Here is a 13,583-nt window from a genome sequence, read left to right as displayed (position 1 = left end):
GCTTCAGGATCAGGTCCTGCTGCGCCTTGCGGATCAGGTGCTGGTCGATCTGCTCTTTCAGTTCGGCAAAGGTCGGGGTCGGCTTGGTGCGCTTCTCCTCGATCCGGATGACGTGCCAGCCGAACTGGGTCTTGATCGGATCGGAGACCTGACCGGGCTGCATCTGGAAGGCGGCGTCGGCGAATTCCTTCACCATCCGGTCCTTCGCGAACCAGCCGAGATCGCCGCCCTCGGCCTTGGAGCCCGGGTCCTTCGAGGTCTCGGCTGCGACCTTGGAGAAGTCCTCGCCGCCCTTGATCCGCGCGGCGATCTTCCGCGCCTCGGCCTCGTTGTCGACGAGGACGTGCCGGGCATGGATCTCCTCCTCCGGCTTCATCAGCTTCGCGGTCTGCTCGTAGACGGCCTGCGCCGCCTCGGGGGTCGCAGCCTTCCTGGCCTCGCGCTCGAGGTATTCGTCGAGCAGCAGCTTGTCGCGGAAATAGCCGAGCTTGCGCTTGAACTCAGGGGTGTCGCCGATCTTGGCCGCGTCGGCCGCCTGCGCGCCGACCTTGAGGTCGATCATGTAATCGACGAGCAGGTCCTTCTTCTGCGCGTCGTCGACGCCCGGCAGCGACAGGGCGGGATCGTCGGCGGCGACCGCGATGTCGCCGGCCGTGACCGGGATGCCGTTGACCTTGGCCACCAAGCTGTCGAGCGCGGGCAGGACCGAGGCCGCGACCGATGGGGCCGGCGAAACCGCAGGCGTCTGCGCCGAAGCCGCGCCCGAGAGGACGAGCGCCAGGGCGAGGGTGCTCGCGCCGCGGAGGGAGTGGGTCATCGACATGGTGCTGGCGTCCCTGGATCTTTCGCCCCGATCCCTCCGACGACGTCGGCCGGACGGTCTCGCACGGGGCTTCGAGGAGGCGGCGCAAGCACCGCGGGATTCGGCGAGACAGGTGGATCGGCAGGGACGCAAAGGCAAGGCGCGGCGGGCGCCGTTCGCGTCCGTGTGATGCGCGCAAGCCCCGGGCCTTGCGGGATACGAATTCGTTGACTCCGTTCCTTGACCCTTCGTGAAGGTCTCCCTGTCCAGGCTGCCGGATCGAGGGAGGTGCGCATGCACAAGGTCACGCCCACCGGCAAGGTCACGCGCGTCAGTCGGATTGCCCTCGCGGCAGTCGTCGCCCTCACGCTCGCCGCGATGCCGTCGGCGGCGGAAGCCCGCGCCCGCGGCTTCCGCCTGCGTTTCGGCGTCGGGGGCGCCGAAGCCCGGACGCCGGCTCCCGTGCCGGCGCCCTTGCCGTCCCGTCCGCCCGAGCGGATGGCAGCGGCCGGGGTCGCGATCGCGTTCGCGCCCATCACCGTCCCGCAGGCCGGCCCGGCCGCGGCGCGGCTGTCCGACCCCCGCGTGCCGGGGGCCGGGAACGTCGAGCCGGTCGTGGGTCCGCTTACCGGGGCGTCCGCTCTCGCCAAGCCCGCCGCGCAGCCGGTGCGCGTCGCCGGCCCGTGGTGCCCGCCCGACCGGATCGTCGGCGCCGGCGTAGGCTTCTGCGCGGTGAACTGAGCCGCGGGCGTCGGCGGCGCGGCGTCCCGGTCGAGCGCGTCGCGAGGCGGCCCTGAGCGCGGCCGCCGCCGCCCTCTTTTAGGTGCGGCCTGCGATGTTTACCTCTATAAGCCCGGCCAACTCAGCCAAGGCCAGCCGTCTGCGGGAGACCGCCGCCGGGCTTTCCCGTTCGCAGGTTCACGATGCTCGGTGCCCTCGCCAAGAAGATCTTCGGCTCGTCGAACGACCGCCGCGTGAAGGGCTACCGTCCCCGCGTCGCCGCGATCAACGCCCTCGAAGCCGAGATCCAGGCGCTGTCGGACGAGTCCCTACGCGCCCGCACCGAAATGCTGAGGGCGGAGCTTGCTGCCGGCAAGACGCTGGACGACATCCTCGTGCCGGCCTTCGCCACCGTGCGCGAGGCGGCCAAGCGCGTGTTCGGCCAGCGCCACTTCGACGTGCAGCTCATCGGCGGCATTGTGCTGCACGAGGGCGGCATCGCCGAGATGAAGACCGGCGAGGGCAAGACGCTGGTGGCGACGCTCCCGGTCTACCTCAACGCGCTCTCGGGCAAGGGCGTCCACGTCGTCACGGTCAACGACTACTTGGCCGCCCGCGACGCGGAGTGGATGGGGCAGGTCTACCGCTTCCTCGGGCTTTCCGTCGGCACCATCGTGCACGGGCTCGACGACGAGCAGCGCAAGGAGGCTTATGCCTGCGACATCACCTACGGCACCAACAACGAGTACGGGTTCGATTATCTTCGCGACAACATGAAGTACGAGATGTCCCAGCTCGCGCAGCGGGGGCACAACTTCGCGATCGTCGACGAGGTCGACTCGATCCTGATCGACGAGGCGCGCACCCCTTTGATCATCTCCGGCCCGGTCGACGACCGTTCGGAACTCTACGTGACCGTCGACGCGCTGATGCCGCAGCTCGTGCCGGCTCATTACGACCTCGACGAGAAGCAGCGCACCGTCTCGCTGACGGAAGAGGGCAACGAGTTCATCGAGGAGGCCCTGCGCGAGGCCGGCATCCTCAAGGACGGCGACCTCTACGACGGGCACAACGTCACCATCGTCCACCACGTCAACCAGGCGTTGCGCGCCAACACGCTGTTCACGCGCGACAAGGACTACATCGTCAAGGCCGACGAGGTGATCATCATCGACGAGTTCACCGGCCGGATGATGCAGGGCCGGCGCTACTCGGAAGGGCTGCACCAGGCGCTGGAGGCCAAGGAGCGGGTCACGATCCAGCCCGAGAACCAGACGCTGGCCTCGATCACCTTCCAGAACTTCTTCCGCCTCTACGACAAGCTCGCCGGCATGACCGGCACCGCCTCGACCGAGGCCGACGAGTTCGCCGAGATCTACAAGCTCGAAGTCGTCGACATCCCGACGAACAAGGACGTCGAGCGCGTCGACGAGGACGATCAGGTCTACCGCACGGTGGGCGAGAAGTACGATGGCATCATCGCGGAGATCGACACGGCGCATGCCCGCCACCAGCCGATCCTCGTCGGCACCGGCTCGATCGAGAAGTCGGAGCTCATCGCCGAGCTCCTCAAGAAGGCCGGCTACACCCTGCTCGACTATTCCGACCCGAACGCGCTCACCGACGTCTACGCCGCCGCCCGCGAGGGCCGGGTGACCAAGCGGTTCGCGGTGCTGAACGCCCGCTTTCACGAGCAGGAGGCCTACATCGTCGCCGAGGCCGGCGTGCCGGGCGCGATCACCATCGCGACGAACATGGCCGGGCGCGGCACCGACATCAAGCTCGGCGGCAACGTCGAGATGCGCGTCGAGAAGGAACTGTCCGGCGTCCCCGAGGGGCCGGAGCGCGACGCGCGGGTGGCCGCGATCAAGACCGAGATCGCCGACAACCGCGCGAAGGTGCTGGCGTCGGGCGAGCCGGCCGACGCGGAGGCCGGGCGCAAGAAGGACCTGCCCGGCGGCCTGTACATCATCGGCACCGAGCGCCACGAATCGCGGCGCATCGACAACCAGCTCCGCGGCCGCTCCGGCCGCCAGGGCGATCCCGGCCGCTCGAAATTCTACCTGTCGCTTCAGGACGACCTGATGCGGATCTTCGGCTCCGACCGCATGGACGGGATGCTGCAGAAGCTCGGCCTGGAGCAGGGCGAGGCGATCATCCACCCGTGGATCAACAAGGCGATCGAGAAGGCGCAGCAGAAGGTCGAGGCGCGCAACTTCGACATGCGCAAGAACGTGCTCAAGTACGACAACGTCATGAACGACCAGCGCAAGGTGGTGTTCGAGCAGCGCCGCGACTTCATGGGCCAGGATAGCGTGGCCGACACCGTCGAGGAGATGCGCCAGGGCGTGATCGACGACCTCGTGGCGACGCACATCCCCGAGAACGCCTACGCCGAGCAGTGGGACGTGGCCGGCCTCGCCGCGCGCGTCGCCGAGGTGCTCAACCTCCACGAGCCGGTCGAGGAGTGGGCCAAGGAGGAGGGCATCGCCGACGAGGAGATGCGCGAGCGCCTGAAGAAGGCCGCCGACGGCGCCTACGCCGCCCGCTCCGAGAAGAACGGGCCCGAGGTGATGGCCTACATCGAGAAGCAGGTGCTGCTCCAGACCCTCGACCACCTCTGGCGCGAGCACCTCGTGACGCTGGACCACCTGCGCCAAGTGATCGGCTGGCGCGGCTTTGCCCAACGCGACCCGCTGAACGAGTACAAGTCCGAGGCGTTCGACCTGTTCAACGGGCTGGTCACGGCGCTCCGCGAGCAGGTCACGGGACAGCTCTCGCGGGTCGAGATCATGTTCCAGGAGCCGGAGGCCCAATTCAGCGCCCCGCCGGGCCTGCCGCCGATGTTCGCGCAGCACCTCGACCCGGTCACCGGGGAGAACGAGATGGACTATTCCGGACGTGGCACGGGCAGCGACGGCGGCGGCGGCCCGGCCTACGGCTACGCGGCGCAGGGGCTCGCCGCCGACGGCGCCGTGCTGGAGCGCGACCCGGCCGATGCCACCACCTGGGGCCGCGTCGGCCGCAACGAGCCCTGCCCCTGCGGCTCGGGCAAGAAGTACAAGCACTGCCACGGCAGCTTCCAGGCCTGAACCGCGGCGCTCAACCCTCGTCCCGCGGCGGTGGCGGGTGGGCCTCGACGCACGCGAGGATCGGGAGAGGCACTACCGGACGCGTCCGACCATGAGCAGAACCGTCTTCATCGCCGGCGCCGGGACCGGGATCGGCAAGACCTACGTCACGGCGGCCCTCGTCCGGCGGCTGCGCGCCGAGGGCCGCGACGTCCGGGCGCTGAAGCCGATCGCGAGCGGGGTGCCGCCGACCGGCGATCCGGCCTTTGCCGACAGCGACACCGCCCGCCTGCTCGCGGCGCAGGGCATCCCCGTGACGCCGGAGTCGATCGAGGCCTGCTCGCCCTGGCGTTACGCGGCGGCGCTCGCGCCCGATCAGGCCGCCGCGATCGAGGGCCGGGCCGCCGTCCTCTCAGGGATCGTCGCATGGTGCCGGGCGCGGATCGCGGTGGCCGACGGCGCCGTGCTGATCGAGGGCGTCGGCGGCCTGATGAGCCCGGTTACCGCCGAGGCCACCGGCCTCGGCTGGCTCCGGGCCCTCGGCTGCCCGGCGCTCCTCGTGTCGGGCAGCTACCTCGGGGCGATCAGTCACGCGCTGACGGCCTGCGAGGCCTGCCGCGCCCACGGCGTTCCGCTGGCCGCGGTCGTCGTCAACGCGAGCGTCGGCGCGCCGACGCCGCCCGAGACCGTGGCGGACGCGATCCGCCGCCATGTCCAAATGCCGGTGATCGTGCTCGCCCGCGACGCGCCCTGCCCGGACGCGCTCGCCGCCCTGGTCTGAGCCGAAGCCGTCACACCCCGCGACGATCGTGCTCGGCGGCATCCCGCACCTATGGACGGGACAGGCGCGCCTGATAGCGTGCCGCACACATCGGCAGGAGGAGAGCGACCGTTGAGCCAGCGTGACGCCCGTGCGGAGGATGGCTCGGCCCAAGGGGGCTCGGGAGGGGGCTCGGGAGGGGGCTCGAGCCCTGGCGACGCGTCCCGCCTGCGCCCCGCCCTGTTGCTCGGGGCGCTGGGCGTCGTCTACGGCGACATCGGCACCAGCCCGCTCTACGCCTACAAGGAGGCGGTGCGCGCCGCGAGCGGCGGCGGGAACGCCGATCCGCTCGCCGTCGTCGGCGCGGTCTCGCTGATCCTCTGGGCGCTGATCCTGATCGTCTCGCTGAAATACGCGGTGCTGATCCTGCGCGCCGACAACCGCGGCGAGGGCGGCATCGTGGCGATGCTGGCGCTGCTCGGCACCCGCCACGCCAAGCCCGGCTCCCGGCAGGCGCTGCTGCTCGTCGTCGGGCTGGTCGGCGCGGCCCTGCTCTACGGCGACGGCGCGATCACTCCGGCGATCTCGGTGCTCTCGGCGGTCGAGGGCCTGAAGGTCGCCGCGCCGGCCCTCGGGCGCTTCGTCGTGCCGGTCACCCTCGTGATCCTGGTCGGGCTGTTCCTGGTGCAGAGCAAGGGCGTCGCGTTCATCGGCAGGATCTTCGGGCCGGTGATGCTGCTGTGGTTTGCCGTGCTGACGCTCCTGGGGATTGGCGGCATCCTGCATCGGCCCGAGATCCTGGATGCGGCCAATCCGCTCCGTGCGGTCGACTTCCTGTTCCACGCCGGCTGGCACGTGAGCTTCGCGATGCTGGGCGCGGCCTTCCTCGCGGTCACCGGCGGCGAGGCGATGTATGCCGACCTCGGCCATTTCGGCGCCAAGCCGATCCGCATCGCGTGGTTCGCCCTCGTGCTGCCGGCGCTGGTCGTGAACTATTTCGGCCAGGGCGCGCTGCTGCTGGCCGAACCCGACGCGATCGAGAACCCGTTCTACCGTCTCGCACCGGACTGGGCACATTACCCGCTGATCGCCCTCGCGACGATGGCCACCGTGATCGCCTCGCAGGCGATCATTTCGGGCGTGTTCTCGCTGACCCAGCAGTCGATCCAGCTCGGCTTCCTGCCGGCGATGCGCATCGTCCAGACCGCGCCGGACGAGCGCGGACAGATCTACGTGCCGGCCGTGAACTGGCTGCTCGCCGCCGCGACGCTCACCGCCGTCGTCGTCTTCGGCTCGTCGGATGCGCTCGCCGGCGCCTACGGCATCGCCGTGTCGCTCCTGATGGCGATCACCACCTTGCTCGCCACGCTGATCGCGCTGAAATGGGGCTACAATCTCTACGCCGTGATCGCGCTGAACGGCTTCTTCCTGCTGATCGACCTCGTGTTCCTCGGGGCCAACAGCGTGAAGCTCCTGGAGGGCGGCTGGTTTCCGCTGGTGCTCGCGGGCATCGTCGCGCTGATGATGCTGACGTGGCGCAAGGGCAACCACCTCGTCGAGGAGGCGCGCGTGAACCTGCGCCAGCCCGAGGACGCGTTCCTGGCGGGCCTCCAGCACCGCGACCTCGTGCGGGTGCGCGGCACCGGCGCGTTCCTGTCCTCGGCGACCCACGGCATCCCGCTGCACCTCTCCCGCTTCGTCGAGCGCAGCCACGCGCTGCCGGAGCGGGTGCTGATCGTCTCGGCGCAGTACGAGGAGACGCCGACGGTCCCGCGGGACGAGCGCGGCCATGTCAGCCTGCTGGCGCCCGACTTCTACCGGGTCACGCTCCGCTACGGCTTCATGGAGGACGCCTCGATCCCGGACGGCCTCGCCTGCGCCATCGAGCACCGCCACCTGCCGGCCCACGTCCTCGACGACCTCACCGTCTTCATCGGCCACGAGACCATCATCCCGAAGAGCGACGACCGCGGCATGGCCCCGTGGCGGGAGAGCCTCTACGCCTTCATGCAGCGCAACGCCGAGCGCACCGGCGCCTATTTCTGCGTGCCGACGCGGCAGGTGGTGGAGGTCGGGACGGAGATCGAGATTTAAGGCTTCCTGCCCTCTCTCCTGTGCGGGAGAAAGGCCCCTCGGCTCGCCGGCGTCCGTGCGATCGCTGGTTTTGAATGCCATGATCTGCGGCACGAAGCCGGGCTCGCGTCGCGCGCAAAAATTTCGGTAACGGACACAGGAAACCTTGAGCCGCGCCCGGTCCTGCCGGTGCGCTCCGCCGCGGGCATCGGGAACATTTTCCGGACCGCGCCGTTCGACCATCCCGGACGCGATCGGTCACGCTTCAAGGCGCAGTCGCCGGGCCTGACCGGTCAGCCGAACTTCACGAGGAGAACGCCGTGAGCAGCACCACCGACAAGATCAAGGGTCTCGCCAACGAGGCCGTCGGCAACGTCAAGCAGGGTGTCGGCAATGTGACCGGCAACGAGAACCTGCAGGCCGAAGGCAAGGCGCAGGAACTCAAGGGCGACGCCCAGAAGACGGTCGGCGATGCCAAGGACGGGGTGAAGAGCGCGGCTCAGGGCGCCGCCGACGCCGTCAAGAAGATCTGAGCACGTCGCAGGCTCGACCGGGGGCGGCGATGGCGTCGTCCCCGGTATACCTCTGCGAGGGCCGGTCAGACCGGCCTTGATACCGGGGCGCACCGACCGCATTTCCGCCCTCGAACGGCGTCGCCGCGCTCGAAAATGGTCTAAGGAGCTTCGACGGGGTTGCCGACAGTCCCGAGACGAAGCCACCATAACCGAAGACGAGGCGATGACCGGCTCCAGCACCCCGACCCAGGCCCTGACGCGTCCCGCCTCGCAACTGGTCACGATCTTCGGCGGCTCGGGCTTCCTCGGCCGGCACGTGGTCCGGGCGCTGGCCAAGCGCGGCTATCGCATCCGCGTCGCGGTGCGCCGGCCCGATCTCGCGCTGTTCCTCCAGCCGTTGGGCAAGGTCGGGCAGATCGTCGCCGTCCAGGCGAACCTGCGCTATCCGGACTCGGTCGCCCGCGCGGTCGAGGGCGCCGACGTCGTGATCAACCTCGTCGGCATCCTGCAGGAGACCGGCGCCCAGAGCTTCTCGCGGTTGCAGGCGGAGGGGCCGGGCGAAATCGCGCGGGCGGCCGTGAAGGCCGGCGCCGCGATGATCCACGTCTCCGCCATCGGCGCCGACCGGGCGTCGGACTCGCGCTACGCCCGCACCAAGGCCGAGGGCGAGGCCGGCGTGCTGGCGGCCTGCCCGGATGCGGTGATCTTCAGGCCCTCGCTGGTGTTCGGCCCGGGCGACAGTTTCTTCAACCGTTTCGCCAGCCTCGCGCGCTTCCTGCCCGTCCTGCCGCTGGCCGGGGCGCAGTCGCGCTTCCAGCCGGTCTTCGTCGGCGATGTCGCCGAGGCGATCGCGCGGGCGACCGAAGGGCGCGTTCCGGGCGGCAAGGTCTACGAACTCGGCGGGCCCGAGATCGCCACCCTCGAACGCCTCGTCCGCTACATGCTGGAGACGACGATGCGCAAGCGCGTGGTTCTCTCCCTGCCCCTGCCGCTGGCGAAGATCCAGGCCCGCGCCATGGAGATCGCCGACACGCTGACGCTCGGGCTGCTGCCGGCCGATCTCAAGCTCACCCGCGACCAGGTCGTGCTGCTCCAGAACGACAACGTCGTCTCGGAGGCGGCCAAGGCCGAGGGACGCACCTTCGCGGCGATCGGCATCGAGCCCACCGCGGCCGAGGCGGTGGTGCCGGGCTACCTGTGGCGCTTCCGCACCGCCGGGCAGTTCGCCAAGGGCCGCGGGACCGAGGCCGAGGCGGAAGTGCCGGACTCGATCGCTCCGGTCCCGATGGGCGAGGGCTCGCAACACCGTCCGATGCGCGCGTCCGGCCCGGCGCTCGGCGCCGACCCGGGCGCCGCGCCGGGCATGGACTCCGCACAGGGTATGGGCGCGCGCTGGGGCAGCCGCAAATAGGCGTCCCGTCGGCGGGCTATCGGAGCCGGTCCTGCGCGGCCGGGCCCGGAAGGCGGCGGGCGAGTCTTTTGTGGACGTGGACCATCAGCGCGATGCCGAACAGTGGCGTCAGCAGGTTGACGACCGGCACCACCATCATCCCGGCGAGCAGGCAGCCCGCCGCGAGCGTCGTCGGCGAGAACCGCCGGCGCATCGCGGCGGCCTCCGGCAACGGCCGGAAGCGGGCGGCGGCCATCTCGAAATACTCGCGCGCCAGCAGGTAGGCGTTGGCCGCGAAGAACGCGGCGAGCCCCACCACAGGCACGAAGAAGACCACCAGCGCGGCGAGGTTGATCAGCAGGGTCAGGCCGGCGAAGCGGAGGGCGTAGAGGATCGCCGTGCCCCAGGGCATCGCGCGACCGGGCGGGTCGCCGGGGAAATCGGTGCGCTCGACGATCGCGGCGGCATCGTCGAGGAAGAACCCCGCGACCAGGATCGACACGGCGGGCATGACGTAGGCGAGCGCGACGAAGAGGCCGAACCCGGCGAGCAGATAGGCGAGGCTGTCGAGCAGCGGATAGGCTTGCGCGATCGGGTGGCTCGCCTGAAACCACTGGATCAGCCGGGTCAGCCCGATCCAGGTGAGCAGCAGGATTCCGAGCGTCAGGCCGAGCGACTTCCACAGGATCGCGCGCAGCGGCGGCGAGAAGGTCTGGCGCAGGGCCGCGAGCGCCGCCTGGATGAGCATGCCGTGATCCCGTATTCAGCCGCTGGCCGGCGTCCCGGGGTTGTGGCGTCGCGGATCTGCCGCCGCAAGGTCCTCGCGGCCTGCCCGCGAGGGTCGGTGCGTGCGTTTGCCGGGGCCCGGCGTTCGCCGAAGGCCCGTCACGACGAGGAGGCCGGTCCGCGCATGCGTTCGATATCCAGGGCGACGCCATCCCATGCCGGCTTCGCGCCGAGCATTGCCGCCCGGCTCGGCCCCCTGCCCGCGGCCCCGGAGGTGATCGTCGTGGGCGCGGGCGCGGCCGGGATCGCCGCCGCACGCTCCCTGGTGGCGGCGGGGGTGCCGGTCGCGGTGCTGGAGGCGCGCGACCGCGTCGGCGGCCGGACCGTGACCACCCTGCTGCGCGGCCACGCGATCGACCTCGGGGCGCACTGGCTCCATGCCGGGCCGATCAACCCGCTCGTCGCCCTCGGCAGAGCGCGCGGCGAGCCGCTGCGCCGAGCCGCGCAGGAGGGCCACGTCTGGGTCGGGCACCGGCGCGGCCGGCCGGCGGAGGCCGCGACCTCCGCCCTCGCCTTCGGCCGCGCCGACCGGGCGATGCAAGCGGGCGCCGCCGACGGCGGGCCGGACCGATCCGCCGCGAGCGCCCTGCCCCGCAGCCTCGGCCCCTGGGGTGCCCGCGTCGCGCAGGTGCACGGGCTCGTCTCCGGCCGGCCGCTCGACGACGTCTCGCTCCACGACGTCCCGAACATGGACTATGCCGACAACCACTTCGTCGCGGGCGGATATGGCGGCTATCTCGCCCGCCTCGCACAGGGGCTGCCGATCGCCCTGTCGAGCCCGGTCGCGGGCATCGATTGGTCGGGCGACGGCGTCCGGGTCGAGACGACGGACGGGCGCAGGTTCGCGGCGCGGGCGGTCATCGTCACCGTTCCGGTGATGGTGCTGCGCGCGAGCGTCGACTTCGCCCCCGCTCTCCCGGCGCGGGTACGCACCGCGATCGACGGGTTCTCGACCGGCATCTACGAGCACGCGGTGCTGCACTGGCCGTCCTGCCCGTTCCAAGGCCGCGACCGGCTCGCCGGCCTCGTCGGGAGCCGCCTCAGCCCGCCGGGCCTGCTCACCCGGATCGACGGCACGCCGTTCCACTATTTCGAGCTCGACTCGGTCGCCGCCGGGCGGATCGACGCGGCCGGGACCGGCGCCGACGGCGTCCGCCGCCGTGTGCGCGCGACGCTGGCCGCGCATTTCGGCGCCGCGCGGCTGCGCGACCTGTCGATCCCGGTGGTGAGCGCGTGGCGCCACGATCCGTGGTCGCGCGGTTCCTGGGCGGTCGTGCCGCCGGGGCATGCGGCGGCGCGACAGGTCCTGCACGCGCCGGTCGGCGACCGGATCTGGTTTGCGGGCGAGGCGCTGTCGCGCCTGCAATGGGGCACCACGGGCGGCGCCTACGCCGAGGGCACGCGGGCGGCCGAGGCGGTGGCCGAGCGTATCCGGATAGGCACAGCCGCCTGACCGCATGACGCCACGGGTCCGGTTCGCCTTGCGGACGGACCGAAAACGCGATGGATCAGGCCGCACGGCATTCGCGGCGCAGGAGCGGTTGCATGAACTGGGTCGAGGGCATCGGCTATATCGGGACCGCGCTGACCATCGCCGCCTCGGCGATGAGCACGATGATCCCGTTGCGGATCATCTCCCTTGTGGCGAGCGCCGCGGTCATCACCTACGGCTTCCTCATCGGCAGCATGCCGGTGGTGCTGACCGAGGCGATCCAGATCCCGTTCAACGCCTACCGGCTCTGGCAGATGGTCCGGCTCGTGCGCGACGTCGAGACCGCCGCCGAGGGCGACCTGTCCCTCGACTGGCTCAAGCCATACGGCACCGAGCGGCTCTTCGCGGCCGGCGCCGCGCTCTTCGGCAAGGGGGACGCGGCAGCGGCGATGTACTACGTCGAGAGCGGCTGCTTCCGCATCCCCGAATACGGGATCGAGGTGCGGGCCGGCGGCATCGTCGGCGAACTCGGCCTGCTCTCGCCCGGCAACCGCCGCACCGCCTCGCTGGTGTGCAGCGAGGCCGGACGCGCGCTGGAGGTGCCTTATTCCGCGGTCAAGCAACTGTACTACCAGAACCCCGAATTCGGGTTCCGTTTCCTGAAGCTCACGAGCGAGCGGCTGTTCCAGAGCGCGGCGGCCGGGGGGGTGAGCCAGCCCGTGCCGGCCGGCGGCGACGTGATGTAGGCGGCCGGAGAGACCGCCGCCCCCCGGACGCCCGAAGCGGGGCGGAGACGGCGATGCCCGGCGCGGCGCCCCGCCTCAGAGCATGCTCGGCAGGATGCGGTCCGGCGGACGGTGGCCGTCCATGAAGGTCTTGATGTTGATGATGACCTTCTCGCCCATGTCGATCCGGCTCTCGAAGGTCGCCGAGCCCATGTGCGGCAGCAGCACCACCTTTCCCGCCCTGGCGAGCTTGATCAGGCGCGGGCTCACCGCCGGCTCCTGCTCGAACACGTCGAGGCCGGCGCCCGAGACCTCGCCGGCCTCGATCAGGCGGGCGAGCGCGTTCTCGTCGATCACCTCGCCGCGGGCGGTGTTCACCACGATCGCCTCGGGCTTGAGCAGCTTGAGGCGGCGGGCCGACAGGAGGTGGTAGGTCGCCGGCGTGTGCGGGCAGTTCGTCGAGACGATGTCGACGCGGGCCAGCATCTGATCGAGCGATTCCCAGTAGGTCGCCTCCAGCCCAGCCTCGATCGCCGCCGGAACCCGGCGGCGGTTGTGATAGTGGATCTGCAGCCCGAACGCCTTCGCGCGGCGCGCCAGCGCCTGCCCGATCCGGCCCATGCCGACGATGCCGAGGCGTTTTCCCGTGATGCGGCGTCCGAGCATCCAGGTCGGCGACCAGCCCGTGGTCCAGTCGTCGTCGGGGATGATCCGCGCGCCCTCGGTCACCCGGCGGGCGACGGCGAGGATGAGCGCCATCGTCATGTCGGCGGTGTCCTCGGTCAGCACGCCGGGGGTGTTGGTGACGGTGATGCCGCGCTCCAGGGCCACGCCGACGTCGATGTGATCGACGCCGTTGCCGAAATTGGCGATCAGCCGCAGGTTCGGGCCGGCCTGGGCCATCAGCCCGGAATCGATCTCGTCGGTGACGGTGGGGACCAGCACGTCGGCCTCGCGCATCGCGGCGGCGAGCTGCTCGTGGGAGAGCGGGGTGTCGTCGTGGTTGAGACGCGCGTCGAACAGCTCGCGCATCCGCGTCTCGACCGCGTCCGGCAGGCGTCGCGTCACTACGACGAGCGGCTTGCGCTTCAACGACATCATCCCTCCCACAAAACCGACCCCGGCCGGCCCGACGCGCTGTCGCCCGCGGCTTCGGTGCGCTGCGCAAGCCGGCCGTTCCCGGCTTCAAGCTCCGTTAACCGAGCTCGGCCAGACAGGAGCGGACGGCTGCCGGCCTCTCTATCAGAGCGAAGCCGGAACACAATCGGCGGCGCGGGCGGCAACGTAGGCACGATCGGTCGGCGCGGGC

11 protein-coding genes are annotated in these 13,583 nt (G+C 70.8%); 8 read left to right on the top strand and 3 right to left on the bottom strand.

The genetic code is table 11. The features are described from left to right. A partial coding sequence (locus tag ACFE86_RS09435) for a peptidylprolyl isomerase (protein ID WP_375455073.1) occupies positions 1–823 on the bottom strand: 823 nt, incomplete at its 3' end. Between the two features lie 273 nt (positions 824–1,096). Here ACFE86_RS09435 and ACFE86_RS09430 point away from each other — a divergent pair. The 6 genes from ACFE86_RS09430 (at position 1,097) to ACFE86_RS09405 (ending at position 9,352) form a co-directional block, all read left to right on the top strand. Further along, complete coding sequence (locus ACFE86_RS09430) at positions 1,097–1,543, top strand: hypothetical protein (RefSeq protein ID WP_375455072.1); 447 nt, start codon at positions 1,097–1,099, stop codon at positions 1,541–1,543. Positions 1,544–1,725: 182 nt separating this feature from the next. Next, positions 1,726–4,614 carry a preprotein translocase subunit SecA gene (gene secA, locus ACFE86_RS09425; RefSeq protein WP_375455071.1) on the top strand — a complete coding sequence of 963 codons (2,889 nt, stop codon included), beginning with the start codon at positions 1,726–1,728 and terminating at the stop codon, positions 4,612–4,614. 91 nt (positions 4,615–4,705) lie between these two features. After that, on the top strand, positions 4,706–5,374 hold the full coding sequence (bioD, locus tag ACFE86_RS09420) for a dethiobiotin synthase (RefSeq protein WP_375455070.1): 669 nt from the start codon (positions 4,706–4,708) through the stop codon (positions 5,372–5,374). Between the two features lie 219 nt (positions 5,375–5,593). Then, on the top strand, positions 5,594–7,447 hold the full coding sequence (locus tag ACFE86_RS09415; protein ID WP_375455074.1) for a potassium transporter Kup: 1,854 nt from the start codon (positions 5,594–5,596) through the stop codon (positions 7,445–7,447). Positions 7,448–7,746: 299 nt separating this feature from the next. Continuing rightward, a complete protein-coding gene (locus ACFE86_RS09410) occupies positions 7,747–7,959 on the top strand; it encodes a CsbD family protein (RefSeq protein WP_375455069.1) in 213 nt (70 codons plus the stop codon). A 205-nt stretch (positions 7,960–8,164) separates the two neighbouring features. After that, positions 8,165–9,352 carry a complex I NDUFA9 subunit family protein gene (locus tag ACFE86_RS09405; protein WP_375455068.1) on the top strand — a complete coding sequence of 396 codons (1,188 nt, stop codon included), beginning with the start codon at positions 8,165–8,167 and terminating at the stop codon, positions 9,350–9,352. A gap of 16 nt (positions 9,353–9,368) precedes the next feature. Here the strand turns inward: ACFE86_RS09405 and ACFE86_RS09400 are convergent, their stop codons facing one another. Then, the gene (locus ACFE86_RS09400; protein ID WP_375455067.1) at positions 9,369–10,079 is read right to left on the bottom strand and encodes a sulfate transporter family protein; all 711 of its coding nucleotides are present in this window, start codon (positions 10,077–10,079) and stop codon (positions 9,369–9,371) included. A 162-nt stretch (positions 10,080–10,241) separates the two neighbouring features. Between ACFE86_RS09400 and ACFE86_RS09395 the strand changes: the two genes are divergently transcribed. Together ACFE86_RS09395 and ACFE86_RS09390 are read left to right on the top strand one after the other, a co-directional pair. After that, entirely contained in the window at positions 10,242–11,570 is a 1,329-nt protein-coding gene (locus ACFE86_RS09395; protein ID WP_375455066.1) for a flavin monoamine oxidase family protein, read from the top strand. Positions 11,571–11,662: 92 nt separating this feature from the next. Next, entirely contained in the window at positions 11,663–12,295 is a 633-nt protein-coding gene (locus ACFE86_RS09390; protein ID WP_375455065.1) for a Crp/Fnr family transcriptional regulator, read from the top strand. 75 nt (positions 12,296–12,370) lie between these two features. On the opposite strand, the gene ACFE86_RS09385 is transcribed toward ACFE86_RS09390, so the two are convergent. Beyond that, entirely contained in the window at positions 12,371–13,375 is a 1,005-nt protein-coding gene (locus ACFE86_RS09385; protein WP_375455064.1) for a 2-hydroxyacid dehydrogenase, read from the bottom strand. Between the last annotated feature and the right edge of the window lie 208 nt (positions 13,376–13,583).

It is taken from the genome of uncultured Methylobacterium sp. (assembly GCF_964244095.1).
GTDB lineage: Bacteria > Pseudomonadota > Alphaproteobacteria > Rhizobiales > Beijerinckiaceae > Methylobacterium.
Note: the sequence above shows the minus strand (reverse complement) of the source record. Positions and strands in the feature narration are given on the sequence as shown.